The sequence below is a fragment of the Streptomyces sulfonofaciens genome (assembly GCF_014656295.1).
GTDB classification, from domain to species: domain Bacteria; phylum Actinomycetota; class Actinomycetes; order Streptomycetales; family Streptomycetaceae; genus Streptomyces; species Streptomyces sulfonofaciens.
Genome location: NZ_BNCD01000020.1, coordinates 104493 through 129390 on the forward strand (window position 1 = coordinate 104493; position 24898 = coordinate 129390).

A 24898-nucleotide genomic window follows, 5' to 3' on the forward strand; every position below is an offset into this window, starting at 1 on the left:
GCGCGGTCCCACCCCTACGTCTCCGTGCCGCGGGTCCTGCCGGGGATTCTGGGACCGAGGTCGTCGCTCCGCGGGTCGCACGTCTCGCCACGCCCGCCTGCCCGGACGGCGAAGTTCTCCTGGGAGCCGCGTGCCGCACGGGCGAACTCGTCACGGACCGCCTGGAACCGCTCCAGCAACGGATCACGGACCCATCCGCCCATCATGAGGTCCCAGCATGCCACCGAGTTGGCCACGTCGAGCACCTGATCCACCTGCTCCGCGGTCAGGGCACGGCTTTCCCGCAACGTGAACCCCAGGAAATCAAGCTGCGCCCACCGCTCTTCGTCCTCCAGGCTCCCCCACTGGGACAAGAGCTCCCAGGCGACGAACGCCGAACCGTGCTGCGGGTCTTCGCACACCTCTGCGTCGCGCGGGCACCAGTGGGTTTCCAAGGCGCTGACCGCCGCTCGCAGCACAGCTCTCCGCAGGGCCAGCTTCTCCAGCCCCAAGCTCTGCTCCAGCACGTCCCGTGCTCGGGCCGTGAGGGACGGCGGCCCCAGCACGGCGACGCCTGCCTGGGCCTCGACCACTCCCGTCACCTTCTGGTCCAGCAGGGCCTTGCGGGACTCGTGGGGAACGGCCGGTAGCTCTCGCACCGTTCGCACGAGCAGGTCCGCTGCACACAGGAGCCGCGTGTACGCCGCACGACGCTCGCTCTCCAGCGCGTGCTCGCGCCCCGCACGCCCCTGGAGCCGAGCGGCCTGCACCGCCGCTTCGGACTGGCCGAGTCCGACGGCCACCGCCGCATCAGCGGCTCTGTCCATGCTTCGCCTGGTCCAGTGCGCTGCGACCAGGGTGGCCGGGACGGTGATGAACGCCGTCACCACGGTCGTCACGGCGACTACTCCCTCCAATGACACCGGACGCATGGTGCCGCATCGCACCGCGCACTGTCGCCAGTTGTGCCGAACCTGCCTCGACTCCGGCAGAACCGTGTATACGGGCTCCCGAGCCTCGACGGGGGTCGGGCGCTCCAGGGGCGGTTCTCCCCTGGGCCTGCGGCGGTCCGGACCCGGCCGTACCGCCGACCGGGGCCGCGGCGGTGCCGCCCGCCCGGTCCGGCTGCCGACCGCGGACGCGAGCGCATCGTCAGAGGGCGGCCACACGGCCCGAACACCGCAACGTGCCCCGCCCGGCGACGTAGCCGCAGGCGGGGGGCTCGTTCGTGGGCGCCTGCTTCTTCTTGCCCTGGGTCTGGCGGGCCCGTCCTCCATCCCTGGTCAGGGACAGGGACACCCTGCCCGACCTGCGGTCGGGCGGTCGTTGCCAGTCGTTGCCGGTCGTCGTCCGTCGCCACTGGGACTCACGGCCAGAGGACGCTGTGCCCGCGGCGCTACGACGCGGATACCGCCGTGACCAGCGCCCGGAGCTCGGCCAGCGCCGCGCGCACCGGTGCCGCGATGTCCTCGTGGTCGGCTTCGTCGAGCCAGCGGCGGTAGGCGGTGCGGAAGACCGCAAGACCAGCCTGCGCGGCCAGGATGCACGTGTCCGCTTCGACCCCGCGCCGCCCGAGGCCGTCCGCGAACGCTGCCGCGAAGCCGTTGTACTTGACCAGCTCGCGCTCGGTCAGCTCGGGGCTGTCAGCGATGACGAGCTGGCGGTGCCGCTGGGCCTCGCGGGTGCCTATGGCCTCCCAGTCCAGGGTGGTCAGGGCCACGCCCAAGGGTGGCAAGCTCGTCAGCTCCCTGCTGTAGCGCCGCCCGAGCCGCGGCGCGCGGGCTTCACCGACCTCGGCTCCTCAAGGTGACGTGGGTTCGTCGAGGGTCAGGCCGGTGCCGGCTGTGAAGCCGTCGAGGGTGTCGGGCTGGTGTCGAAGGCGCTTGAGCCGGCTGCGGACGAGGGCTTCGAGCCGGTCGAGCGCGACCACGGCGAGATCGGCGAGTCTGTGCTTGACGTGTGCCCATACCCACTCGACGGGGTTGAGATCGGGCGAGTAGGCGGGCAGCAGGAACACCGCCGGCCACTCGCGCTCGGCGAGTACCCCGGGCACTCCGATCCTGGCCTGGCCTTGAAGGTGCACGCGCACCTCATGCCGAGTAGCCGCGACCGTGCCCGCAGGGCTCTCGGGCCGGCGCTCCGGCCGCAGGAGTCCGGGCGCTGAGGGCCCACACTGGGCCCAGGCTGTGGAAGTGCCCCCGATCTGCACCATAAGCGCGGGTCGGGGGCACGATCTCGATCCTTACTTCTTCTTGCCCTGGTTCTTGACCGCCTCGATCGCCGCTGCCGCGGCCGTCGGGTCGAGGTAGGTGCCGCCCTTGGTGACCGGGTGGAGGTCCGCGTCGAGTTCGTAGGAGAGCGGGATGCCGGTCGGGATGTTCAGGCCCGCGATGTCGGCGTCCGAGATGCCGTCGAGGTGCTTGACGAGGGCGCGCAGGCTGTTGCCGTGGGCGGCGACCAGGACTGTCCGGCCGACCAGCAGGTCGGGCACGATGCTGTCGTACCAGTAGGGCAGCATGCGCACGACGACGTCCTTGAGGCACTCGGTGCGCGGCCGCAGCTCCGGCGGGATGGCGGCGTACCGCGGGTCGTCGAACTGGGAGTACTCCGCGTCCTCGGCCAGGGCCGGCGGCGGGGTGTCGTACGAGCGGCGCCAGAGCATGAACTGCTCCTCGCCGAACTCCGCGAGCGTCTGCGCCTTGTCCTTGCCCTGGAGCGCGCCGTAGTGGCGTTCGTTCAGCCGCCAGGAACGGTGGACGGGGATCCAGTGCCGGTCGGTGGCCTCCAGGGCGAGCTGCGCGGTGCGGATCGCACGCTTCTGTACCGAGGTGTGGACGACGTCGGGGAGCAGGCCCGCCTCACCGAGGAGCTCTCCCCCGCGGACCGCCTCCTTCTCGCCCTTCTCGTTCAGGTTGACGTCCACCCAGCCGGTGAACAGGTTCTTCGCGTTCCACTCACTCTCGCCGTGGCGGAGCAGGATCAGCTTGTACGGTGCGTCGGCCATGGGGCCGAGCCTAATCGAACCCCAGGGCGGCGGTGGGCGGCGGCCAGGGGCCGGGCTGGCCCCTGGCCAGGGCCGGGCGGGCCGGTGGCCGGACCCTCGCGGGCGCCCGCCGATTGACGGTGGGCGTCAAACGAGTGGCGGCCGCCACGACCGGGCTCGTAATCTGCGCATGCCACTTGGGACACTTACCGTCAGGGTGTGACGACGGTCCGGCGCGGTGTGCGACCACCGCCCGGCCACCACGGGGGGAACCATGCCGCTGAAGAGGATCGGACAGGCCGCGAGGGAGTCCGTTTCGGGGCTGCCGGGGGCCTTCTGGTGGCTGTGGACCAGCACCCTGATCAACCGCCTGGGCGGCTTCGTCGTCACCTTCATGGCGATCTACCTCACGACGGAACGGGGCTTCTCGGCCTCCTACGCGGGCCTGGTCGCCTCGCTCTACGGCCTGGGCGGGGTGGTGGCGGCGGTCGGTGCCGGGGTGATGACGGACCGGCTGGGGCGGCGGCCCACGATGCTGCTCGCGCAGACGTCGACCGCGCTGACCGTGGCGGTACTCGGCTTCGTGACGCACCCGGCGGCGATCGCGGTGGTGGCGCTGCTGGTCGGGATGGCGAGCAGCGCCTCACGGCCCGCCGTGCAGGCGATGATCGCGGACATCGTCCGCCCCGAGGACCGCGTCCGGGCCTTCTCCCTCAACTACTGGGCGCTCAACCTCGGCTTCGCCGTCTCCTCGATGGCCGCGGGCTTCGTGGCGGAGGTCAGTTACCGCGCCGGGTTCCTGGTCGAGGCGGGCATGACGCTGCTCTGCGCGGTGGTCGTCTTCGTCAGGCTGCCCGAGTCCCGCCCGGCCCCGGCGGCCCCGGCGGCCGGGGCTACCGGGGCTACCGGAGCCACCGGGGCCGGTGCGAACGGCGCCGCGGCGGAGCCGGGACTGCTGACCGTGCTGCGGGACGGCCGCTTCATGGGCGTCGTCACGCTCTCCTTCGTGATCGCGCTGGTCTTCCAGCAGGGCTACGTCGGCCTGCCGGTCGCCATGTCCCGCGCCGGCTTCACCCCGGCGGACTACGGCGTGGCCGTCGCCGTGAACGGCCTGCTGATCGTGGCCGTCCAGATCCCGGTCACCCGGCTCATCGAGCACCGCGACCCGCAGCGTCTGCTGATCGCCTCCGCCCTGCTCGCGGGCTACGGCTTCGGGCTCACCGCGTTCGCGCACTCGGTCGGCGTCTTCGTGCTGACCGTCTGCGTCTGGACCCTCGCCGAGATCATCAACGCCCCGACCCAGACCGGCCTGGTCGTGCGCCTCTCACCGGCCCGCGCCCGCGGCCGCTACCAGGGCATGTACACCCTGTCCTGGTCGGTGGCCGCCCTGGCGGCGCCGTTGATGTCCGGCTTCGCCCTGGACCACTTCGGCACGACCGCGCTCTGGGCCGGCTGCGCCGTGGTCGGCACGGCGGCCGCGCTCGGCTACGCGTTCCTGATGCGCGGCCTGCCCCGTGCCGCCCGCCCCGAGCCGGAACCGGCGGCGGACGCCCGCCCGGCCGAGGCCCCCGCCTGACCGGCCACCAGCACCGCACCGCCGCCGCACAGCCACCACCGCACCGCCGCCACCGCCGCCACCGCCAGGCACCCGCACCCGTGCCCGTGCCCGTGCCGGGTCAGCGCTGCTCGGCCGGCCGTTCCCCGATTCGGGCCACGCCCGCGTAGATGCCGTTGACCTCGAAGGGCGGGGCCGGCGTGTCCCTGTACCACTCGCAGGCGGTGACGAGGCCGGGCGGGACGAGGTCGAGGCCCTCGAAGAAGCGCTCCACCTCGGCACGTGTGCGGGCGCGCAGTGCGATGCCGCCCTCTCCGTAGGCGGTGCCGATGCGGTCCGCCAGCTCGGGATACGGGTCGTAGGTGCCGTGCGAGAAGATCAGGAGGCTGCCCGGCGCCAGCGCGTCGACGAGGGTGCGGACGAGCCCGTGGGCGTCCTCCTCGTCCGTGACGAAGTGCAGCAGGGCGAGGAGGGACAGCGCGACGGGGCGCCCCAGGTCGAGGACCTCCGCGGCGCCCGCCAGGATCGCGTGCGGGTCGCGGACGTCCGCCTGGACGTAGTGCGTGGCGCCCTCCGCGGTGCCCACCAGCAGGGCTTCCGCGTGCCGCAGCACGATCGGGTCGTTGTCGGCGTAGGCGATCCTGGCGGACGGGACGATCTCCTGCACGACCTGGTGGAGGTTGGGCTCGGTGGGGATGCCCGTGCCGACGTCCAGGAACTGGTCGATGCCCTGCCGCGCCGCCCACGCCACGGCCCGGTGCATGAAGGCGCGGTTCAACTGCGCGCTGCGGTGGGCGATCGCGGGCAGTTTCTCGCCCACCAGCCGGTCCACCTTGTAGTGGTCCTTGCCGCCCAGCATGTAGTCGTAGACACGGGCCGGATGCGGCTTGCTGGTGTCGACCTGGGGCTTGGGCTTTCCTGCCGTCATGAGGGCGCTCCGGGCTGTCTCGCGGTGCCGCCCGTCCGCCTCCGGCCGGCGGGCGGCGCCGAAGGGGCGGTCGGTGCGGCCACTGCTGGGTTCCGTTGTGTCCGGCTGCCCAGCCTGCCACACCGACCACCGCCCGAACGCGCCGAATTCCGGACCCGGGCGGGCGGGCCGGACCCCCGTCCCGGCCCGGATCCCCGGCCCCGCGTCCCGGCCCGCCCGTCAGTCGCGCACGCGGCGCTGGGCGTCGTACAGGTTCGCCGGTTCCACCTCGTCGGGGCGGCCGTAGAGTTCGAGGCGGCTGTGCAGGTCGCCGGTGAGGTCGGGCACGTCGATCTGGCCGAACTCGCGGACGGTGCTGATGGCGACGGTCGCGCTGTACGGGGCGAGTCCGTCGATCCTGACGAGTCCCGCGCGCTCGTTGGTGACGCGGATGTTCCAGTGGGTGAACCGGGCGCCGAAGAGCGGTCCCGCGCTGGCGTCGCCGCCGTGCTGGCCGTTGTTGTTCACCGTGATGTCGGTGCGCACGTTGGCGAACGGCAGGCCGCGGTGGCTGTCGAAGGTGCCCATCTGCATCTCGCCGCCCGACCAGACGTTGTAGCTGGACAGGCCCTCCACGTTGATGCCGTGCAGTTGCGTGTTCGCGGGCGCGGGCACGGTGCGCTCCTCGATCGTGAAGTCCTCGATCAGGTTGTCGTGGGAGCCCTCGCGGCAGAAGTAGGGGTGGTGCTCGCCGCGGCCGCCGACCCGGGTGCGGCGGAGCGTGCAGGCGGAGGCGGCCACGAGGCCGAAGCCGTTGTCCACGTTGCGGACGACCACGTCGTCGGCCCAGCAGTCGTAGGCGCACTGGAAGACGACTCCGTTGTAGCCCTTGTCGAGCAGGTGCTGGGACTGCGGCGTCTCGACGCACTCCAGGGTGAGGCCCTCCACGCCCGAGCCGGTCAGCTCCGGCACGTGGGTGGTCAGGCGCGGGTCCCACTCGGGGCGGACGTCGAGCGGCAGCGGGCGTTCCAGCCTGACGCGGCGGCCCTGCACGGCGGCCACGCGGACGGGCCACTCGTAGGGGACGTAGCTGGTCAGCTTGGTCTTGTCGTCCCAGTAGTACGCCTCGGGGCCGGGGCCGCCGCCCGCCATGTGCTCCAGGAGGGTGTGGTCGGCGTCGTCGGCGAGCCGCAGCAGCACCAGGTCGCCCTCGTGCAGCCGGGAGGCGTCGGCGACGGTCACCGTCCCCTCGCCCCGGCGGGCCGGCTCGACGGTGGTCAGGGTCTGCCACTCGTCGCGCTTGTTGCCGGTCCAGCCCTCGAAGGGCCAGGCCCTGGCCTGGATGGCGGCCTTGAGCGAGTCCCAGCGCCCGGTGGGGCAGAGCCAGACGAGGCCGCCGGCCCAGGACCAGCTCGACTTGTCCCCGCCGTAGCGCGAGCCGTAGGCGCCGATCAGGTCGGTGAGGCTCTTCGTGGCGTACAGCTTGGTGCGTCCGCTGCCGGCGCCCCGCAGCACGACGCCGGACTCGCCGATCCTGATCAGGTCGTCGATGCGGTAGGTGCCCGGCGGCACCAGGACCGTGCCGCCGCCCGCGGCGCCGGCCGCGGCGACGGCCGCGTTGATGGCGGGTGCGGCGTCGGCGGAGCCGTCCGGCCGTGCGCCGTGGTCAAGGACGTTCGCGACGACGCGGCGGCGCGGGAAGGTGCGCTCGCCGCCGCGGTAGCCGGCGCGTCCGACGTACGGGATCTGGGGGTGGGTGAACGGGGCGGCAAGGAACTCGTCCCACAGGACGGGGGTCGCCTTCCCGCCCGCTCCGGGGCGGCCCCTGAGCGGTGCGCCCCCGGCGCTCCGCGCGCCGGACGCGCGGGACGCGGTGGAGGCGGCGGACGCGGTGCCCGTGCCCACCGCCGTGAACGCCGCGGCGACGGCTGCCGCGCTGCCCAGGAGGCCGCGCCTGCTGATCCGGGCGCCGCCGTCCGGGGCGGGCGCACCGGGCGCACCGCCGTGCTGCCCGGCGCCGCCGTGGCCCCCGCCGTCGCCGCGGTGACCGCCCGTGCCGTGGCCGTTGCCGTTGCCCGTGCCGCCCATGAGCCCGCCTCCCGTGTCCGCCGCCTGTCCCCGCGGCATCCGTACGCGACACCTGCCGTGCAAGCATGTGAACGCAGTTCAGACTTACGCAAGCCGTGAGCATGCCACGGGGCCCGGCGCGCGAAAAGGGGTGTGCACTGCTCAATTGGTACGGCGGATGACAGGCCGGAGGTGAGGAGCATGGGCCTGCGACACACCGACGGGTGCGGGCCGGTGAGATGGCGTCAGGAAGTGGGACGCTGGGTCAGATGTGTGAACGCGTCGAGATTGCGGGTGGACTCACCGCGGGACACCCGCCAGGCGTACTCCTTGCGGATCGCCTCGGCGAAGCCCAGTTCCAGCAGGGTGTTGAAGCTGCCGTCCGCCGCCTCCAGCACGGATCCGAGCAGCCGGTCGAGTTCGTCCTCGGTGACCGCCTCCAGCGGCAGCTTGCCGACCAGGTAGACGTCGCCGAGCCGGTCGACCGCGTAACCGACGCCGTACAGCTTGAGGTTGCGCTCCAGCAGCCAGCGGTGCACACCCGCCTCGTTCTCGTCGGGGCGGCGGAGCACGAAGGCGTTCAGGGACAGTGCGTGGCGGCCGACGAGCAGGGAGAGCGTGGTGGAGAGCTTGCGGGTGCCGGGCAGTTGGACGACGTAGCTGCCCGGCTCGGGGTTCTCCCACGCCAGCTCGGCGCCCCGCAGGGTGCTTTCGATGCACTCCATGGCCCTGGTCCGCACGTCGCCCATGGGGCGAGGGTACGGGAGACGGCGGCCCGGCCTCCGATGGGCCCGCGGCCGTCCGCGCGGGGTCGCCCGGTCGGCGGGAGGCACCGGGTGGCCCGGTCGGCGGGCGGCACCGGGCCCGGGGCCCGCGGGTGGTGCCGGCCCGGCTGGGGCCCGCCGGGTCCGGCGGCCGGGATGTGCCGGGCCCGGGCGGCGGGCGGCGCGCGTCGGAACGGGCGGGGTCAGCCGGTGTGGCTGCGGATCCGGCGGCGGCGGTCGTGCAGGGCCGCCGAGTAGACCGACGCCGTCGCGGTGGCCGCGGCGCCCCACCCGAAGGACTGGGCGTGCCGGGCGGCAGCCGCGCCGAGCCGGTCCGTCAGCGACGGGTCGTCGGCGAAGTCGCGCAGCACGCGCGCGTAGGCGGCCGGTTCATGGCCCCCCACGAGGAATCCCGTGGTCCCGTCGCGGACCGCCACCGGCAGGCCGCCGACCGCGGCGGCGAGCACCGGTGTGCCGGCCGCCTGCGCCTCGATCGCCACCAGGCCAAACGATTCGCTGTACGACGGCATGACGAGCAGTGAGGCGGCCCGGAACCAGTCGGCGAGCTGGTCCTGCCGCACCGGCGGCCGGAAGCTGATCACGTCCGCGATGCCGAGCAGGGCCGCGAGCTTCTGCAGCCGCTCCGGCCTGGCGAGCCCGGTGCCGCTCGGGCCGCCGACCACCGGGACGACGATCCGCGAGCGCAGGTCAGGGCGCTCCTCCAGCAGCGCCCCCACCGCGCGCAGCAGCACGTCGGGCCCCTTGAGGGGCTGTATGCGGCCGGCGAAGAGCGGGATCAGGGCGTCCTGCGGCAGGCCGAGCCTGGCCCGGGCGGCGGCGCGGCCGTCGGCGGGCCGGAAGACGTCCAGGTTGACCCCGGGGTGCACGACGGCGACCTTGGCCGGATCCGCTCCGTAGTGGTGCACCAGTTCGCCGGCCTCTTCGGCGGTGTTGGCCACGAGCCGGTCCGCGGCACGGACCACCTGGGTCTCGCCGATCACGCGGGCGGCCGGCTCGGGGGTGTCGCCCTCGGCCAGTGAGGCGTTCTTGACCTTCGCCATGGTGTGCATGGCGTGCACCTGCGGGACGCCCCAACGCTGGGCGGCGAGCCAGCCGACCTGCCCCGACAGCCAGTAGTGGGAGTGCACCAGGTCGTAGTGGCCGGGCCGGTGGTCGGCCCAGGCCTGCATCACACCGTGGGTGAAGGCGCAGAGCTGGGCGGGCAGCTCCTCCTTGGACAGGCCGTCGTACGGGCCCGCGTCCACGTGCCGGACGAGGACGCCGGGCGCGAGTTCGACGGTGGGCGGGAGGCCGCCGCTGGTGGCGCGGGTGAAGATCTCCACGTCGATGCCGATCGTGGCGAGGCGCCTGGCCAGTTCCACGATGTAGACGTTCATGCCTCCCGCGTCGCCTGTGCCCGGCTGGTGGAGGGGCGAGGTGTGGACGCTGAGCATGGCGACGCGGCGGGGGCGGCGGGGGCCGCCCGGCAACCGGAGCCGGGCGGGGGCCCCCGAGGGGCGGCGGCCGAGCCTCGTCACGTGATGGGTCACCTGGTGTCCTCCTTGCGTGCCGCGGCCGCTCGATCGCCCCCCGTGCCCCGGGATCACCGGGCGGGGGCGCCGGTCGCCGGGCGGCCTGTGGGGCTGCTCGGGCATGGCTGAGGGGAGGGCTGGTGTCTCCTCCACTGGGGGCAACAGTGGAAGTCGGGGTTCCATTTCCGTTTTACCCAATGATTGCCCGGCGACTACGGAGAGTCGGCGTGTCCGGTTGCGTTCGGCCGCGTTCCCCGTCACCTCGGCACCCGGACGGAAAGGTGCGGCACAGGGCAGCGGCACGGGGAAGCCGGTCCCAGGCCCCCGGGCAGCGGCACGGGGAAGCAGTCAGGCGCGGGAGGAAGCAGCAGGCACGGGAGGGAAGAAGGAGTCAGGCACGGGAGGAAGCAGTCAGGCGCGGGAGGAAGCAGTCAGGCGCGGGGGGACAGGGCTTCCCAGCGCACCGTCACCTCTCCCTGCCGCCACCGCCCCGCCCCGTCCACCACCGGCCAGCCACCCGCGAGCGCCCGCACCGCGGAAACCCAGCGCTGCCGCGCCCCGTACGCCGCGAAGGGCGCCGCGGAGGCCCACGCGTGATCGAAGTCACGCAGGAACGCGTGCACGGGCTCGCCGGGAACGTTCCGGTGGATCAGCGCCTTCGGCAGCCGTTCCGCGAGGTCGGAGGGGCGGCCGAGAGAGCCGAGGCGTGCGGCGAACGTCACCGTGCGCGGTCCCTCGGGCCCGAGCGCCACCCACACGTGCCGCCGCCCGATCTCGTCGCAGGTTCCCTCGACCAGCAGCCCGCCGCGCGATCCACGCGCCGGATCAGCCGGCGCGAGCCGCCCGCACAACCGCTCCCACGCTCCGGCCACGTCGGCCTCGTCGTACTGCCGCAGCACGTTGGCGGCTCTGATCAGCGCGAGCCCGGGCGCGTCGGGCTGCCGTCCGGTGGCATCGGGCCCTCGTCCGGGCGCATCGGGCCGTCGTCCGGGCGCGGTGAGCGGGATCTCGAAGCCGCCGCGCAGGAAGCGGAGCCCTTCGCGGGCGTACGGCTGGGCGGCCTCGACCCTGGCCGGGTCGATCTCGACCCCCACCACGCGTGTGTGCGGCGCCACGGCGCGCAGCCGGGCGAGCAGTTCGACGGCGGTCCAGGGTGCGGCGCCGAAACCGAGGTCGACGGCGACGGGGGCGGGCGAACGGCGCAGTTCGGGGCCGTGGGTGGCGGCTATCCAGCGGTCAATCCTGCGCAACCTGTTGGGGTGCGTGGTTCCCCGGGTCACCACGCCGACGGGATGCGGGGAGGACGTGCGTGAGGCCACATCCCGAGCGTAAGCGCTCCCGGCGGCCGTTCCTCCGCCCCGGGCCCGGGGCGGACAGCCGGCGGGCCGTTCGCCGCCCCCGCCCGGGCGGACAGAAGGCGCACCACGTCAGAAACCAGCCCCCGCCGCACCACCTCACCCCCCTAAAACACCCTCACCACCCCAACTCGGCGCACACCACCCTCAAGTGACCCATCCCATGTGACTGCCGGCACGTTCGGATCCGGAGGCAACCCCGAAGAGGTGACATTCGTCATGCCCTGCACAACTGCGACCTGTCCAAATGCGTTACAGGATGCGGCATATGACGGAGGCCGATTTCCTTCCGCCATTCCCCTGCGGTGGCGGCACCCGCTATGGTCCCCGTCGGTGGGGCGTCGCTCGTCGCCCCGCCATGCCCTCGGGGGGAGGGAAGGAACCAAACCGATGCCCGTACCCGTACCGCGGCAGAGGAATGTGCCGGCCGCGGAGAGTGGTCAGGCTCACACCCCGCCCGTATCCGTGCCGGACGACCCCGCCGCACACACCCGGACCGACACACCCGTCGACGCTCCCGGCGCGCCGGGCGCTCCAGGCGCACCGGACGCCACCCCCGACGCACCCGGCACCACGCACGACCACGCCACCGAGGGCACCCGGAACACCCGAACCGCCCCGTCCGCACCCACGGAGGAGAACGGCAGCACGGCCGAGAACCCCCTGACCGCCGCCCACGAGGCCGACCCCGGACGCTATGACGTGCCGGCGGTGGGCACCGGCGCCCCGCTCACCCTGCTCGTCATCGAGGACGACCCGGCCCGCTCCCTGAGCGTGCCCGAACTCCTCGACGCCGCGGGCAACCCCATCCGCGTCCGCACCGCCCGCAACCTCACCGAGGCCGAGCGGCTGCTCACCGACGACGTGCACTGCATCCTGCTCGACCTCGCCCTGCCCGCCACCGGCCTGCCCCGCCAGGCCCGCACCGAGGCGGCACCGGCCACGGCCACCCCGCCGGGCGGCACCCCGACGGTGCACGGCGGCGGTACGGCGCGTCCGGCCCCGGCCACCGCGCAGGCCGCGCCGCCCCGCCCCCGCACCGCACCGGACGCGCAGGGCACCGGGGCCGCCGAGGGGCCCGACGAACTTGCCACGCTGAAGAACGTCCTGCGGCTCGCGCCGCGGCACGCCGTCCTCGCGCTCACGGCGTCGGGGGACGTGGAGGGCGGCGCGGAGGCGGTCCGGGTCGGGGCGCAGGACTACCTGCTCCGCGACGAGCTGGACGCCCGCCTCCTCAGCCGCGCCATCCGCTACGCGGTGGAGCGCAAGCGCGCCGACGCGGCCCAGCGCCAACTGACCGAGTCCCGGCTGCGTGCCCAGGAGAACGCCCGTCTGGAGCGCGGTCTGCTGCCCACGCCCCTGCTGGAGGGCTCTCCGCTGCGGTTCGCCGCCCATTACCGGCCGGGCCGCTCCCGCGCCCTGCTCGGCGGTGACTTCTACGACACGGTGCGCACGCCGGACGGCACGGTGCACGCCATGATCGGCGACGTCTGCGGGCACGGTCCCGACGAGGCGGCGCTCGGCGTCGAGCTCCGCATCGCGTGGCGCGCCCTGACCCTCGCGGGCCTGTGCGGCAACGACCTGCTGCACACCCTCCAGCAGGTCCTGGAGCACGAACGGGCCGACGAGGAGATCTTCGCCACGCTCTGCACGGTGGACATCGCGCCGGACGGCCACAGCGCCGGGTTCTGCCTGGCCGGCCACCCCTCGCCGCTGCTCGCTCCGCAGGACGGCCCCGCCGAGCTGCTGCCGTACGAGAGCAACGGCCCCGCGCTCGGCATCCTGCCGCACGCCCGCTGGGACCGGCGCCAGGTGGAGCTGGGGCCGGCATGGAGTCTGATGCTGTACACGGACGGCCTGATAGAGGGCCGGATCGGCGACGGCACCCAGCGGCTGGGCCAGGACGGCATGCTGGAGATGGTGCGCCGCCAGCTCGCGGCGGGTCTGAGCGGTGACGAGCTGCTGGCGGCCGCGGTGAACGAGGCGCGCGACCTCAACGGCGGCGACCTCACGGACGACGTCGCGGTCCTGCTGCTGGCCTGGGGGCCCTGATCCCCGCTCCCGCAGCGCTGCCGGGCGCCGCAACCGCACCGCGCGCCGCAGCCCGGTCTGTCGGCGGCACCATGGGGCGGGCCGCGGACCTCAGTGACCGTTGCCGTGGGCCTCAGCGGCCGTTGAACGGGCCGTAGGGGCCGTCGCTGCTGGAACCGCCGCGGCGCGGGCCGCCGCTGATGCCGCGGATCGCAGGGCGGACGTCCACCATGTACACGATCGTGGCGACCAGGCCGATGATGGGCAGGAACGACAGGATCGGGAAGATCAGGCTGACCACGAACGCCAGCCCGAGGATGATCAGCCAGAAGGGCTTGGTCTGCTTGTCGACCGCGCGGTACGCGTCCTCCCGCCGGAACACGGCGTCGAAGAAGGCGAAGCCGCTGAAGACGATGAGGGCTACGTTCAGCAGCCACATGACTCCTGCGAACCCCTGCATCAGCACTACGTCCACCACCCGTGTCGGCTCGTCGTCACGCGGCCACCGTACCCGGAGAACGCGCCGGGCACGCCGCTCGTTCCCCACCGGCCGGCGTGCGCCGGGCTCAGGCGCACGCCGGTCGCAGTGGACCCGTCCCGCACGGTCACTTCGCCGGCGGGGTGGTCTTCTTCGTACCGTTGCGGCGGGCCGCCGTCTTCTTCGCCGCGGTCCTGCCGGCACTCGCGGAGGACGAGGAAGCCGAGGAGGACGAGGAGGACGAGGAAGCCGAGGCGGGCGCCTTGGCTGCCGTGGCGGTACGGCCCTGCCCGGCGGCCTCGTCCTTCACCGCGACGGGCCCCGGCTTGTCCGCGGCGGGACCCGGCTTGCCCGAGGCGGGAGCGGATGCACCGGCGCCGGTACCCGACCCGACGGCGCGGTCCTGCTCCGCGGGGCCCTCGCCGCGCCAGGTCTTCACGGCCTGCTCACCGTGCTCGGCGACCTTCTCGTAGGTCTCGCGCGCCTTGACGGCGTACTCGACGGCCACGCCGACACCGCGCAGCGCCAGGCCCTGGGCCGACTCGCCGAGCTTCCTGATGTCGGTGTCGAGCTGGCCGACCAGCCCGGTCACCGCGGTCTGGATGGTCTCCTGCACGTCCTTGGCGCGGGCGGCGGCCCGGTCCTGGAACTCACGGGTGTCGGTGCGGCGCACGGCCTCGAAGCGCGCGGGGGCCTCGGCACGGAGCTGCTCGACCATGCCCGGGACCTTCCTGGCCTGCTGGAGGGCCAGGTCCGCGGTGCCGGCGGCGAAGTAGAGCGGGGTCGGGTCGCTGAAGGTCTTGCGGAGGTCGTCACTGATGGCCATGAGGGTGGTCCTCCCTGATCGGGTTCGGGGGCGGTCGTCGCCGACCACTCCGTCGTGCCTGCTGGTTCTCGGTGTTCTCGGTGTTCTCGGTGTTCTCGGTGTTCTCGGTGTTCTCGGTGTTCTCGATGTTCTCGATGTTCTCGATGTTCTCGGTGGTCCCACTCTTACCGTTCGTCACGTTTCAGTGGGACATCGTCCGCGCCGTGTCCTTCGGCTGCCCCGCCACCGGCCCCGTCATCCGTACCGCCCTGCGGACCGGCGCCCCCGCCGGCACCGGGGCCGCCCTCCGCGGCGTTCCCCCGGGGGTTCTCCGCGGCGTTCCCCGCGGCGTTCTCCCTGCGGAAGGACTCGTAGATCTGGAGCAGTACCTGCTTCTGGCGCTCCGTGAGCGACGGGTCCGAGAGGATGACGGCACGCGTCTCCAACTCGTCGCGCTGCCGCTCGTCGAGTATTCCGGCGCGGACGTACAGCGTCTCCGCGGAGATCCGCAGCGCCTTGGCGACCTGCTGGAGCACGTCCGCACTCGGCTTGCGCAGCCCGCGCTCGATCTGGCTGAGGTACGGGTTCGACACCCCGGCGGCCTCGGCGAGCTGACGCAGCGACAACTGTGCGTGCCTGCGCTGCTCGCGCAGGTACTCGCCCAGGTTGCCCATGTTGAGCGATGCCATGTACTGATACTGAACCGCACCGCTAACTTTTGCAAGCACCTGCTTGCAAAAGTGCGCCACGCCACTACCGCTTCGCCCTCGTCCTGTCCCAGTGCTTCCACCGGGCCGCCGACCACCCCCAGGTTGCCGGGCCCACGAAACAGATCACCTCCTGGGCACAACGGCCCCATACCGAACGCAAGGCCACGCACCTCACCGGCGCCCGCAGGTCGACGACGACCACGCAACCGCGGTGGCGGGCGGCCGCGAGCACCGCCCGCACGGCCTCCGGCGCCACCCGGATCGAGTACGAGCAGTGCCACTCCGAGTGGGGGCAAGTGGGCCGGGACGATCGTCCAGTGCCTTGAGGACGGCCCGCGCCGGTTCTCCGGACTACGGGGCCCCTGCGGGACATCACGAGCAAGGTGCTCACACAGTCCCTCCGGGCGCTGGAACGTGACGGCTTCGTCGTCCGAACAGTCCACGCCGGACCCGTCCGCCACGTCGAGTACGACCTCACCTCCCTCAGCCGGAGTCTCCTTGGCCTCGTCGACGCGGCACTCACCTGGGCAGAGGCGCACCCGGACGAACTCATCGACGCTCACGAAGCGCACCACCCGTCGACCGGACCGGCCGGCCCACCCCCTTGCCCGAGGCCGGACAACCTCGTCTTGACCGGGGCCGCCGCCGAGCCGTCCACGACACGGCCCACGGCACTCGGTCACGTGAGCATGAGGTCCCGGGGCGCGACCCTCGTCACGGCAACGAGCGTGTCAGCCACACGACTTCACCGCTGTCCTCCATGGACACGTGATCCCGCTCGAACCCGAGCTTCTCAAGGACCCGGAACGACGGTGCGTTCCATGCGCCGACGGTCGCCCAGAGCCTTTTCCGCCCGGTCGCCACCGCGGCACCGAGCACCGCGCCGGCCGCCTCGGTGGCGTAGCCACGCCCGTGCGCGCGCCGGAACAACTCGTACGCGATCTCAGGCTCCTCGACGGTTGAGCGGCCGATGATCAGTCCGCAGTAGCCGATGAAGTCGCCTTCGTCACGGCGCTGGACGGGCAGCAGGGCGATCCCCGTCGCCGCCGTCGCGGCGAGCTGCTTCGCGATGAGTGCTCGGATGTACTCGATCGTGGGCGTCCCTTTGCCGCGTTCGGCGTGCAGGGCGCGAAGGTCGTCGGCGTCCGACTCGGCCCACGGTCGCAATATCAGCCGCTCGGTCTCAAGGTGGAACGGCATCGTCTCGTAGATGGACATGGCCACACTCTGCTCCACAGGGTGGCCGCGAACCTGCCGCGCCTCGGTCAGGGAGCCGTCGGCAGCTCACCTTCGACGGGTTGGGACATCCTCCGGCCGCCCAAGGGGCGCCTCCTCGACCTCCTCACCCCCTCCACCCGGACACCCGGGCCTCAATCCCCGTGACACGGACGGCCGATGGCACCCGGGACGTGCATCCGGCGGGCAACGGCATGCGACCGGCGGCGCCCCGTCGGTGCACCTCGGGCCCCGTGCCGCCGGTCGCCGACCGCCGACCGCCGACCGCCAGCCGCCAGCCGCCAGCCGCCGCGGGGAGACGGCGGGGCGGGGGCGACGGGGCGGGGGCGACGGGGCGGGGGCGACGGGAGCTGGTGGTGCGATCGCTGAAGGCGACATTGAGATAATCAAGGTTTCATCGTTGGCAGCTTAAATAAATCAAGGTACAAATGAACATCGGAGGCGTCGCCGAGGGTGAGGGAGCCGAGGGTGGACTGGCAGGAGCTGACGGACCTGACGCAGGGGAAGCCGTTCGTGGTCGAACGGGTTCGGCTGGCCGGCAGCGGTGTCGCGGTCGAGGGGCAGTTCGAGCCGCCGCAGTTGGTGCAGCTCGGCGTCGACGACCAGGTGTTCGTCGCCGCGTTCGTACGGGCGCACGGTTCCATCAAGGAGATGGAGCGGATCTTCGGGATCAGCTACCCGACGGTCAAGTCCCGGTTGAACCGGATCGCCGAGCGCCTCGACTTCGTCGACACCGACCCGGCACCCACCGGCGCCGATGTCGTCGACCGCCTTCGGCGCGGCGAGATCAGCGCCCAGGAGGCGCTGGCCGAGTTGGAGAGGGCCCGGTGATCCCGTACCTGGTGACGGTGCGCCATCGCCGTTCCGACGGCCGCTGGTTGCGGCTGTACATCCCCGTCCTGCCGATCCTGCTGGTGCTCTCCCCGCTGCTGCTGCTCGGCGGACTGGCCGCGTGCCTCGCCACCCGGGTCAGCCCGGTGGGCGCGCTGCGCGGCACCGGGCGGCTGCTGTGGGCGCTGCCCGGCACCCGGATCGAGTTCGAGCAGGGCCGGACCGCCCTGCTGGTGAGCGTCAGATGAGTCAGAGGAGCGAGGAGCAGCAATGAACGAGCAGCGCCGCCAGATCCTGGAGATGCTGGCCGAGGGCAAGATCACCGCGGACGAGGCCGAGCGGCTGATCGACGCCCTCGAACGGCAGCGGCCCGAGTCGCCGCAGGGAACCGCGTCCCGCCCGAGGCCGCGCCCCAAGTACCTGCGCGTGGTGGTGAACTCGGCGGACGACTCAGGCGACGGGCCGAGCAGGGTCGACATCCGGGTCCCGCTCCAACTGCTGCGCGCCGGGGTCCGGCTCACCAGCCTCATCCCTCCGCAGGCGCTCACCAAGGCCAACGCGGAGCTGACCAGGTCCGGGGTGCCGATCGACCTCACCGAGCTCAAGCAGCAGCACCTGGAGGAACTGATCGAGCAGCTCGACGAGGTCGACATCGACGTCGACGACCCCGACTCCAGCGTGCGGGTGTTCTGCGAGTGACACCGCCCGGCCCCCGCACGCCCACGCGGGCCACGGGGTCCAAGCCCCCGGACCACGGGGCCGCCGCACACCCACCCGGACCACGGGCCCCGCACGCCCACGCGGACCACGGGGCCCGGCCGCCCTCCCGCCGGTTGACGGCCACGGGCGTACCGGCGAGCTTGCGGGGCAGCGTGCCTGGCCCGGGTGGTTGAGGTGGTGGTGCCGCCGGTCGTACCGGCTCGCCGTGTCGGTCGGGTGTCGGGGCTGTCGGTTGCGTGTCGGTGGCTCGTAGGAGGGGTGCGGCAGTTTTCCGGGGACGGCCCGCCGCAGTTCAGCAGGCGGCCGCGAACCGAAGGAGCCACCCATGCGCACCCCTGTCACGATCATCGGCGCCGGACTCGGCGGACTCGTGCTGGCCCGTGTCCTGCACGTCAACGGAATCCCGGCCACCGTCCACGAGGCGGAGTCCTCCCCGGCGGCGCGTGCGCAGGGCGGGATGCTCGACATCCACGACCACAACGGGCAGCTCGCCCTTGAGGCGGCCGGCCTGATGGACGAGTTCCGCGCCATCGTCCTGGAGGGCCGCCAGGCGCTCCGGGTCCTCGACCGGGACGGGACCGTCGTACTCGACAAGGCCGACGACGGCACGGGCGGACGTCCCGAGGTGCAGCGCGCCGAGCTGCGGCGGATCCTGCTCGACTCGCTCCCGGCCGGCACCGTCCGGTGGGGGCACAAGGCCAGCGCCGTCCGTGCGCTCGGCGACGGGCGCCACGAGGTGGTGTTCGCCGACGGCAGCACCGTCGCCACCGGTCTGCTGGTCGGCGCGGACGGCGCGTGGTCGCGGGTGCGGCCGCTGCTCTCCACCGCCGTGCCCGAGTACACCGGTACGTCGTTCGTCGAGACCTACCTGTTCGACGCCGACACCCGGCACCCTGTCGCCGCGAAAACGGTCGGCGGCGGGATGCTGATCGCGCCCGCGCCGGGCAGGGAGATCTTCGCGCACCGGGAGCGCGGCGACACCCTGCACATCTACGTGGCGCTCTCCAGGCCGCAGGACTGGTTCGCCGCCGTCGACTTCACCGATGCCGCCGCGGCCACCGCACGGATCGCGCAGGAGTTCGACGGCTGGGCACCGGAACTCACCGCGCTGATCACCGACGGCGACACGGCACCGGTCCTGCGCCCCTTCTACGCCCTCCCGGTCGGCCACCGGTGGGACCGGATGCCCGGGGTGACCCTGGTGGGCGACGCCGCCCATCTCTCGGCCCCGAACGGCGAAGGCGCCAATCTGGCCCTGCTCGACGGCGCCGAACTCGGCAGGGCCCTCGCCGCGCACCCCGACGACACCGAGGCCGCGCTCACCGAGTACGAGCAGGCCATGTTCCCCCGCAGCGCCGAGGCCGCCACGTTCGACGGCACCGAGCTGCACGGCACCGACTCCGACGAGAACGCGGCCCACGCCCTGGTCGACATGATCAACGGACACGAGCGGGGCCGGTGAGCCGCTGCCGCCCCGAGGCCCCGGGCCGGCAGGCCCCGAGGGGCGCTAGGGACGTGAGGGACCCGAGGAGTGCGAGGGACGTGAGGGATCCGAGGGGTGTGAGGGACCCGAGGGACCCCGGCGTGACGGTGGACCTCCTCGGCCATTGAGCGGGGCGGGCCGGAACCGGTCAGGATTCGAGAAGCGCGGACGCCCGGGCCGGACCTAGCGTGATCGTCATCAGGCCCACCTCTCAGCGGGCCCGTTCCACCAGCCCCGACCAGTCCCGACGACTTCAGGAGTGACCATGACCGGCTCCGCCACCCAGGGCATCAGGACCGTGCTGCATCCCGTCTCCGACCTGGCGACGGCCAAGGAGGTGTACGCCGCGCTGCTGGGCGTGCCGCCCACGACGGACGAGTCCTACTACGTCGGCTTCGAGGCCGAGGGCCAGCACATCGGGCTCGTGCCGGGCGGTGGGGCGCAGGGCATGGCCTCGCCGGTGGCCTACTGGCACGTGCCGGACATCGAGGCGAAGCTCGCCGAGGTGACCGCCGCGGGTGCCACCGTGCGGGAGGCCGCGCACGATGTCGGCGGCGGCCGCCTGGTGGCCACCGTCGCCGACCCCGACGGCAACGTCCTCGGGCTGCTCCAGGACCGATGAGGGCCACCGCCCCCGCACCCACCGCCCACGCCCGCCTCCGCGCCCACGCCCACGCCTGCCCCCGCGCCCGGCCCAGCGCGCCCCGGACGCGGGAGCGGAGTGCCCGGCACACATGCCCGGTGACCGGTACGGCGCGCGCACCGCGGGCGGGGTGGGCGGGGCGGGCGGGCCCGTGAGCCATCCGCCCGGAAGCAGGCAGACCACCCGAACGAAACCGAACCACCGGAGCGAAGGCAGACCACGCCGCACGGGCACGAGCAGACCCGGAGCGAAGGCAGACCACGCCGCGCAGGCACGAGCAGACCCGGAACGCAGGCAGATCCGACGCCGCGCAACGCCAGCAGACCCGGAACGCGGGCAGACCACGCCGCGGAACGAAAGCAGCTCACCGGAGCGGAACCAGACCGCCAAGGCGAAGGCGGGGCCGGACGTACGCTCGAAGCCGGTCGGAGCGAGCCGGGCGACTCGGAGCGAGCCGGGGGACACCGACGGCGACCGCGGAGGCGGTCCCGCAGCAGAGGGAGACACGATGGCCATCGTCACGCGGACGGACCCGCAGCCGCCCGTGCCGCACGTCGCCGACAGCCACGGGCTGATCCGCGTGCACGGCGCGCGCGAGAACAACCTCAAGGACGTCAGCATCGCGATACCGAAGCGCCGGCTGACGGTGTTCACCGGTGTCTCCGGCTCGGGCAAGACCTCCCTGGTGTTCCACACGATCGCCGCGGAGTCGCAGCGGCTGATCAACGAGACGTACACCACGTTCGTACAGGGCTTCATGCCGACGCAGGCGCGGCCCGAGGTCGACGTGCTCGACGGGCTGACGACCGCGATCATCGTCGACCAGCAGCGGATGGGGGCCGACCCCCGCTCCACGGTCGGCACCGCCACCGACGCGCACGCCATGCTGCGCGTCCTCTTCAGCCGGCTCGGGCAGCCGCACATCGGCCCGCCCGGCGCGTACGCCTTCAACCTCGCCACGGTCCGGGCCAGCGGCGCGATCACGGTCGAGCGCGGTGCCGGCAGGACGGTGAAGGCGACCTACTCCCGCAGCGGCGGCATGTGCCCGCGCTGCGAGGGCCGGGGCGCGGTCTCCGACATCGACCTCACCCAGCTCTACGACGACTCCAAGTCGCTGAACGAGGGCGCGCTGCTGATCCCCGGCTACAGCATGGACGGCTGGTACGGCCGCATCTTCACCGGCTGCGGCTTCTTCGACCCGGACAAGCCGATCCGCGCCTACACGAAGAGGGAACTGGCCGACCTCCTGCACAGGGAGCCGACGAAGATCAAGGTCGACGGCGTCAACCTGACGTACGAGGGCCTGATCCCGAGGATCCGCAAGTCGTTCCTGGCCAAGGACGTGGAGGCGCTGCAACCGCACGTGCGCGCGTTCGTGGAGCGGGCGACGACGTCCACCACCTGCCCCGAGTGCGACGGCACCCGGCTCAACGAGGCGGCCAGGTCGTCGCGGATCGGCGGCGTCAGCATCGCCGACGCCTGCGCACTCCAGGTCAGCGACCTGTCCGCATGGGTCCGCGGAATCGACGAGCCCTCGGTGGCGCCGCTGCTCGGCGCGCTGCGGGACACCCTCGACTCGTTCGTGGAGATCGGCCTCGGCTACCTCTCGCTCGACCGCCCCGCGGGCACGCTGTCGGGCGGCGAGGCGCAGCGCGTCAAGATGGTCCGCCACCTCGGCTCCTCGCTCACCGACGTCACCTACGTCTTCGACGAGCCCACCACCGGCCTGCACCCCCACGACATCGGCCGGATGAACGACCTGCTGCTGCGGCTGCGGGACAAGGGGAACACGGTGCTCGTCGTGGAGCACAAGCCGCAGACGATCGCGATCGCCGACCACGTCGTGGACCTGGGCCCCGGCGCCGGGGCCGCGGGCGGCACCGTCTGCTTCGAGGGCACCGTCGAGGGGCTGCGGGCCTCCGGCACCGTCACCGGCCGCCACCTCGACGACCGGGCCGCCCTCAAGGACGCGGTGCGCGAACCCACCGGGAAGCTCCCGGTCCGCGGTGCGCGTACGCACAACCTCCAGAACGTCGACGTCGACATCCCCCTCGGGGTGCTGACCGTCGTCACCGGTGTCGCCGGCTCCGGCAAGAGCTCGCTCGTGCACGGCTCGATCCCCGCGGGTGCGGGTGTGGTGTCGGTCGACCAGGGTCCGATCCGCGGCTCGCGGCGGAGCAACCCGGCGACGTACACGGGCCTGCTCGACCCGATCCGCAAGGCGTTCGCCAAGGCCAACGGCGTGAAGCCGGCGCTGTTCAGCGCCAACTCCGAGGGCGCCTGCCCCGCCTGCAACGGCGCCGGCGTCGTCCACACCGACCTGGCGATGATGGCCGGCACCACCCTCACCTGCGAGGAGTGCGAAGGGAAGCGGTTCGACGCAGCGGTCCTCGACCACCGCCTCGGCGGCCGCGACATCAGCGAGGTGCTCGCGATGTCGGTGGACGAGGCCGTGGAGTTCTTCGGCACGGGTGAGGCGCGCACCCCGGCGGCGCAGAAGGCGGCGCGCCGGCTCGCCGACGTCGGGCTCGGCTACCTCGCCCTCGGCCAGCCGCTCACCACGCTGTCCGGCGGCGAGCGGCAGCGGCTGAAGCTGGCCGCCCACCTGGGCGAGAAGGGCGGCGACCGGCCCGACGGGCCGGGCGGGCCCGTCTACGTGCTCGACGAGCCGACCGCCGGCCTCCATCTCGCCGACGTCGAACAACTCCTCGGCCTGCTCGACCGGCTCGTCGACTCCGGCAGGTCCGTCATCGTGGTCGAGCACCACCCGGCGGTCATGGCGCACGCCGACTGGATCATCGACCTCGGCCCCGGCGCCGGACACGACGGCGGCCGGATCGTCTTCGAGGGCACGCCCGCCGACCTCGTCGCCGCCCGCTCCACCCTCACCGGCGAGCACCTCGCGGCCTACGTCGGCGCCTGAGACCGCCGCCCGGTCACCGGTCACCGCGCCGGTGTCCGGTCACCGGTCGCCGGTCACCGTGCCGCTGTCCGGTGACCGGCGCCCGCGGCCCACTGGTCCGAGCCGCCCGTGAGGGCAGCGCGCTCGATGCTGGCGGCGAACCGCGGGGTCTCGCGGCTGTTGTGGTCGCTGGAGGCGGACTGGCGGTCGCGTGCCGCCCGCTCGAACGGGATGCCGTGGTCCCGGAGGAAGGCGAGGAACGCGTCCGTGGGATGTGCGGTCACCGCGTTGGTGTACTCGCAGCGGTCCTCGCCCAGGGCCGTGACGCTCAGGTCCCAGACGACCTGCACGCTGGTGCGGCCCTGCGGCGCGAAGACGTCCGAGTCGGACACCAGGCGGCAGTGGTGCGGCTCGGTGATCTCGCCGACGTAGTGCTGGACCATCAGTGCCGTGCCGATCATCTCCACGTTGATCGACATGGGCAGGCCCTCGTCACTGGTGTTGGCACCGGCGGCGATGTGGTCCGGCGGCGCGCACCGCCGGTACTCCGCGTCGGGCAGGTGGAACAGCCACTTCGCGAGGTCGACCTTCTCCAGCGGCGCGTTGAGCTGGGCGTGGAACACCGAGTCCGACAGGACGAGGTCGGCCTGGACGGTGGTCATCTCGCTTCCGCCTCCTCCGCTGCTCGGGACGGTGTTCGACGGTTCGCGGCGGCTCGGAGCGACTCGCTACGGCCCGACGACCTCCGACGACCTCCGACGGCTGGCGACGGCTCCGAGCGACCCCTGTATTCGAGTGTACGTTCGGGCACATCCCGTCCGTCCGGCCCCGAATTCCCGAACCACTGGCGGAGACGGAGACGGAGACGGAACCGGCCCCCTGGTGGCCCCAGGCGACCCGGTGGCTCAGGTGGCTCAGGTGGCTCAGGCGTAGCAGTCCGCGGCCAGTTCGGCGAACTCGGCGATGAGGTCGGAGCCGCGGCCCGCGGCCCAGGCCAGGTGGACGTGGCCCGGGCCGATGTCCTCGATGGGGATGTGCACGATGTCGGGCCGCGTGTAGAAGGCCGCGGTGGACAGGGGCAGCACGATGAGGCCCTCGTCGGCGGCCACGTACTCCAGTTTCTCCTCGACGGAGTCGAGGACGGGCCGGGGCCGGCGCGGCGGGTCGTCCGGGTGCGCGGGCAGGTCGCGCCACTCGGGCACGGCGTCGGGGTCCTGGAGCAGGCGCTCCCTGCCGAGGTCGGCGATGGCGACGGACGCCTTGCCCGCCAGCCGGTGCCCGGCCGGCACCACGGCCACCCGCGGCTCGCTGAAGAGCGGCCGGAGCTGGAGTCCGCGCTGGTCGACGGGCGTGCGCACGAAGCAGACGTCGACCCGGCCGTCGAGCACGATCCGCGCCTGGTCGCGGTAGGAGGTGCGGACGACGTCCACGGCCAGGTCCGGATGGCGCCCGGACAGTGCCCGTACCGCGTCCGTGACGGTGATGCCCGGCATGAAGCCCACCGCGAACCGCGGCCGGTCGAGGCCGGCGCGCTGCACCCGGCGCAGCAGCGCCCCCGCCGCGGCGAGCAGGGGCGGCGCGTCGTCCAGGAGCTGGCGGCCCGCGGGGGTCAGCTCGGTGGAGCGCCGGTCGCGCCGGAAGAGCCTGGCGTGCAGTTCGGTCTCCAGCGCGCTGATCTGCCGGGACAGCACCGGCTGGGCGATGTGCAGACGGGCCGCGGCGCGACCGAAGTGGAGTTCCTCGGCCACGGCGACGAAGTACCGCAACTTCCTCAGGTCGATGTCCATCGCCGGCTCCCTGTCCTGCCCGTCGGGCCCTGGCCGCGGCACCGCACCGGTGCTCCGCCGGCCGATGCTCCCAGGGTATGACGGCGGACGGAACAGGCCCCCGGCGGGCCCCCGGCGGGCCTCCGGCGGT

At 73.1% G+C, this 24898-nt stretch carries 23 protein-coding genes and 2 pseudogenes; 9 read left to right on the forward strand and 16 right to left on the reverse strand.

Features of this window, described 5'->3' with window-relative positions:
- Window positions 1-14: 14 nt before the first annotated feature.
- The 4 genes and pseudogenes from IE313_RS27205 to IE313_RS27220 form a co-directional block, all read right to left on the reverse strand.
- A complete protein-coding gene (locus IE313_RS27205) occupies window positions 15-902 on the reverse strand; it encodes a hypothetical protein (RefSeq protein WP_189936774.1) in 888 nt (295 codons plus the stop codon).
- 473 nt (window positions 903-1375) lie between these two features.
- Window positions 1376-1714 carry an acyl-CoA-like ligand-binding transcription factor gene (locus IE313_RS27210; RefSeq protein WP_189936777.1) on the reverse strand — a complete coding sequence of 113 codons (339 nt, stop codon included), beginning with the start codon at window positions 1712-1714 and terminating at the stop codon, window positions 1376-1378.
- Between the two features lie 66 nt (window positions 1715-1780).
- Window positions 1781-2020, reverse strand: a pseudogene (locus IE313_RS27215) (transposase); the annotation flags it as partial.
- A gap of 201 nt (window positions 2021-2221) precedes the next feature.
- Window positions 2222-2983 (reverse strand): phosphoglyceromutase, encoded by a 762-nt coding sequence (locus IE313_RS27220; protein ID WP_189936779.1) that lies wholly within the window; start codon window positions 2981-2983, stop codon window positions 2222-2224.
- 253 nt (window positions 2984-3236) lie between these two features.
- Here IE313_RS27220 and IE313_RS27225 point away from each other — a divergent pair, with 253 nt between their 5' ends.
- Window positions 3237-4538 carry an MDR family MFS transporter gene (locus IE313_RS27225; protein ID WP_189936780.1) on the forward strand — a complete coding sequence of 434 codons (1302 nt, stop codon included), beginning with the start codon at window positions 3237-3239 and terminating at the stop codon, window positions 4536-4538.
- A gap of 100 nt (window positions 4539-4638) precedes the next feature.
- On the opposite strand, the gene IE313_RS27230 is transcribed toward IE313_RS27225, so the two are convergent.
- From IE313_RS27230 to IE313_RS27250, 5 genes are all read right to left on the reverse strand, one after another.
- Complete coding sequence (locus IE313_RS27230; protein WP_189936782.1) at window positions 4639-5445, reverse strand: SAM-dependent methyltransferase; 807 nt, start codon at window positions 5443-5445, stop codon at window positions 4639-4641.
- A 219-nt stretch (window positions 5446-5664) separates the two neighbouring features.
- Window positions 5665-7551 (reverse strand): glycosyl hydrolase family 28-related protein, encoded by a 1887-nt coding sequence (locus IE313_RS27235; RefSeq protein ID WP_229924994.1) that lies wholly within the window; start codon window positions 7549-7551, stop codon window positions 5665-5667.
- Window positions 7552-7736: 185 nt separating this feature from the next.
- Window positions 7737-8240 carry a type III secretion system chaperone family protein gene (locus tag IE313_RS27240; RefSeq protein ID WP_189936783.1) on the reverse strand — a complete coding sequence of 168 codons (504 nt, stop codon included), beginning with the start codon at window positions 8238-8240 and terminating at the stop codon, window positions 7737-7739.
- Window positions 8241-8458: 218 nt separating this feature from the next.
- Window positions 8459-9805 carry a D-inositol-3-phosphate glycosyltransferase gene (mshA, locus tag IE313_RS27245; RefSeq protein ID WP_189936785.1) on the reverse strand — a complete coding sequence of 449 codons (1347 nt, stop codon included), beginning with the start codon at window positions 9803-9805 and terminating at the stop codon, window positions 8459-8461.
- A gap of 413 nt (window positions 9806-10218) precedes the next feature.
- Window positions 10219-11106: a class I SAM-dependent methyltransferase gene (locus tag IE313_RS27250; protein ID WP_189936787.1), complete on the reverse strand. Its 888-nt coding sequence runs from the start codon at window positions 11104-11106 to the stop codon at window positions 10219-10221.
- A 426-nt stretch (window positions 11107-11532) separates the two neighbouring features.
- Between IE313_RS27250 and IE313_RS27255 the strand changes: the two genes are divergently transcribed.
- Window positions 11533-13194 (forward strand): PP2C family protein-serine/threonine phosphatase, encoded by a 1662-nt coding sequence (locus IE313_RS27255; RefSeq protein WP_189936789.1) that lies wholly within the window; start codon window positions 11533-11535, stop codon window positions 13192-13194.
- Between the two features lie 112 nt (window positions 13195-13306).
- Here IE313_RS27255 and IE313_RS27260 read toward each other — a convergent pair whose 3' ends face one another.
- The 4 genes from IE313_RS27260 to IE313_RS27275 form a co-directional block, all read right to left on the reverse strand.
- A complete protein-coding gene (locus IE313_RS27260) occupies window positions 13307-13633 on the reverse strand; it encodes a DUF2516 family protein (RefSeq protein WP_189936851.1) in 327 nt (108 codons plus the stop codon).
- 145 nt (window positions 13634-13778) lie between these two features.
- A complete protein-coding gene (locus IE313_RS27265) occupies window positions 13779-14477 on the reverse strand; it encodes a hypothetical protein (RefSeq protein ID WP_189936791.1) in 699 nt (232 codons plus the stop codon).
- Complete coding sequence (locus tag IE313_RS27270) at window positions 14464-14655, reverse strand: hypothetical protein (protein ID WP_189936793.1); 192 nt, start codon at window positions 14653-14655, stop codon at window positions 14464-14466. The genes IE313_RS27265 and IE313_RS27270 overlap by 14 nt, the downstream gene beginning before the upstream one ends.
- Entirely contained in the window at window positions 14642-15145 is a 504-nt protein-coding gene (locus IE313_RS27275; protein ID WP_189936795.1) for a helix-turn-helix domain-containing protein, read from the reverse strand. Before IE313_RS27275 ends, IE313_RS27270 begins: the two co-directional genes overlap by 14 nt.
- Before the next feature lie 404 nt (window positions 15146-15549).
- On the opposite strand from IE313_RS27275, the pseudogene IE313_RS35570 reads away from it, so the two are divergent.
- A pseudogene (locus IE313_RS35570) lies at window positions 15550-15645 on the forward strand (winged helix-turn-helix transcriptional regulator); the annotation flags it as partial.
- A gap of 235 nt (window positions 15646-15880) precedes the next feature.
- On the opposite strand, the gene IE313_RS27285 reads toward IE313_RS35570, so the two are convergent.
- Window positions 15881-16384 (reverse strand): GNAT family N-acetyltransferase, encoded by a 504-nt coding sequence (locus IE313_RS27285; protein ID WP_189936797.1) that lies wholly within the window; start codon window positions 16382-16384, stop codon window positions 15881-15883.
- A 486-nt stretch (window positions 16385-16870) separates the two neighbouring features.
- Here IE313_RS27285 and IE313_RS27290 point away from each other — a divergent pair, with 486 nt between their 5' ends.
- From IE313_RS27290 to IE313_RS27315, 6 genes are all read left to right on the forward strand, one after another.
- The gene (locus tag IE313_RS27290) at window positions 16871-17233 is read left to right on the forward strand and encodes a DUF2089 domain-containing protein (RefSeq protein WP_189936799.1); all 363 of its coding nucleotides are present in this window, start codon (window positions 16871-16873) and stop codon (window positions 17231-17233) included.
- The gene (locus tag IE313_RS27295) at window positions 17230-17481 is read left to right on the forward strand and encodes a hypothetical protein (RefSeq protein WP_189936801.1); all 252 of its coding nucleotides are present in this window, start codon (window positions 17230-17232) and stop codon (window positions 17479-17481) included. Before IE313_RS27290 ends, IE313_RS27295 begins: the two co-directional genes overlap by 4 nt.
- Before the next feature lie 22 nt (window positions 17482-17503).
- The gene (locus IE313_RS27300) at window positions 17504-17932 is read left to right on the forward strand and encodes an SHOCT-like domain-containing protein (RefSeq protein WP_189936804.1); all 429 of its coding nucleotides are present in this window, start codon (window positions 17504-17506) and stop codon (window positions 17930-17932) included.
- A 346-nt stretch (window positions 17933-18278) separates the two neighbouring features.
- A complete protein-coding gene (locus tag IE313_RS27305; RefSeq protein WP_189936806.1) occupies window positions 18279-19415 on the forward strand; it encodes an FAD-dependent oxidoreductase in 1137 nt (378 codons plus the stop codon).
- Between the two features lie 286 nt (window positions 19416-19701).
- On the forward strand, window positions 19702-20058 hold the full coding sequence (locus IE313_RS27310) for a VOC family protein (protein ID WP_189936808.1): 357 nt from the start codon (window positions 19702-19704) through the stop codon (window positions 20056-20058).
- A gap of 529 nt (window positions 20059-20587) precedes the next feature.
- Window positions 20588-23002, forward strand: coding sequence for an ATP-binding cassette domain-containing protein (locus tag IE313_RS27315; RefSeq protein WP_189936810.1), 2415 nt, complete (start codon window positions 20588-20590; stop codon window positions 23000-23002).
- Window positions 23003-23055: 53 nt separating this feature from the next.
- Here IE313_RS27315 and IE313_RS27320 read toward each other — a convergent pair whose 3' ends face one another.
- Window positions 23056-23643, reverse strand: coding sequence for a hypothetical protein (locus tag IE313_RS27320; RefSeq protein ID WP_189936812.1), 588 nt, complete (start codon window positions 23641-23643; stop codon window positions 23056-23058).
- 261 nt (window positions 23644-23904) lie between these two features.
- On the reverse strand, window positions 23905-24768 hold the full coding sequence (locus IE313_RS27325; protein WP_189936814.1) for a LysR family transcriptional regulator: 864 nt from the start codon (window positions 24766-24768) through the stop codon (window positions 23905-23907).
- Between the last annotated feature and the right edge of the window lie 130 nt (window positions 24769-24898).

What these genes read in the sequence shown, in the direction of transcription:
- IE313_RS27220 (WP_189936779.1), bottom strand. Translation starts at nt 2,983, where the DNA reads ATGGCCGACGCACCGTACAAGCTGATCCTGCTCCGCCACGGCGAGAGT.
- IE313_RS27225 (WP_189936780.1), top strand. Translation starts at nt 3,237, where the DNA reads ATGCCGCTGAAGAGGATCGGACAGGCCGCGAGGGAGTCCGTTTCGGGG.
- IE313_RS27230 (WP_189936782.1), bottom strand. Translation starts at nt 5,445, where the DNA reads ATGACGGCAGGAAAGCCCAAGCCCCAGGTCGACACCAGCAAGCCGCAT.
- IE313_RS27235 (WP_229924994.1), bottom strand. Translation starts at nt 7,551, where the DNA reads ATGCCGCGGGGACAGGCGGCGGACACGGGAGGCGGGCTCATGGGCGGC.
- IE313_RS27240 (WP_189936783.1), bottom strand. Translation starts at nt 8,240, where the DNA reads ATGGGCGACGTGCGGACCAGGGCCATGGAGTGCATCGAAAGCACCCTG.
- IE313_RS27255 (WP_189936789.1), top strand. Translation starts at nt 11,533, where the DNA reads ATGCCCGTACCCGTACCGCGGCAGAGGAATGTGCCGGCCGCGGAGAGT.
- IE313_RS27260 (WP_189936851.1), bottom strand. Translation starts at nt 13,633, where the DNA reads ATGCAGGGGTTCGCAGGAGTCATGTGGCTGCTGAACGTAGCCCTCATC.
- IE313_RS27265 (WP_189936791.1), bottom strand. Translation starts at nt 14,477, where the DNA reads ATGGCCATCAGTGACGACCTCCGCAAGACCTTCAGCGACCCGACCCCG.
- IE313_RS27275 (WP_189936795.1), bottom strand. Translation starts at nt 15,145, where the DNA reads ATGGCATCGCTCAACATGGGCAACCTGGGCGAGTACCTGCGCGAGCAG.
- IE313_RS27285 (WP_189936797.1), bottom strand. Translation starts at nt 16,384, where the DNA reads ATGTCCATCTACGAGACGATGCCGTTCCACCTTGAGACCGAGCGGCTG.
- IE313_RS27300 (WP_189936804.1), top strand. Translation starts at nt 17,504, where the DNA reads ATGAACGAGCAGCGCCGCCAGATCCTGGAGATGCTGGCCGAGGGCAAG.
- IE313_RS27305 (WP_189936806.1), top strand. Translation starts at nt 18,279, where the DNA reads ATGCGCACCCCTGTCACGATCATCGGCGCCGGACTCGGCGGACTCGTG.
- IE313_RS27310 (WP_189936808.1), top strand. Translation starts at nt 19,702, where the DNA reads ATGACCGGCTCCGCCACCCAGGGCATCAGGACCGTGCTGCATCCCGTC.
- IE313_RS27315 (WP_189936810.1), top strand. Translation starts at nt 20,588, where the DNA reads ATGGCCATCGTCACGCGGACGGACCCGCAGCCGCCCGTGCCGCACGTC.
- IE313_RS27320 (WP_189936812.1), bottom strand. Translation starts at nt 23,643, where the DNA reads ATGACCACCGTCCAGGCCGACCTCGTCCTGTCGGACTCGGTGTTCCAC.
- IE313_RS27325 (WP_189936814.1), bottom strand. Translation starts at nt 24,768, where the DNA reads ATGGACATCGACCTGAGGAAGTTGCGGTACTTCGTCGCCGTGGCCGAG.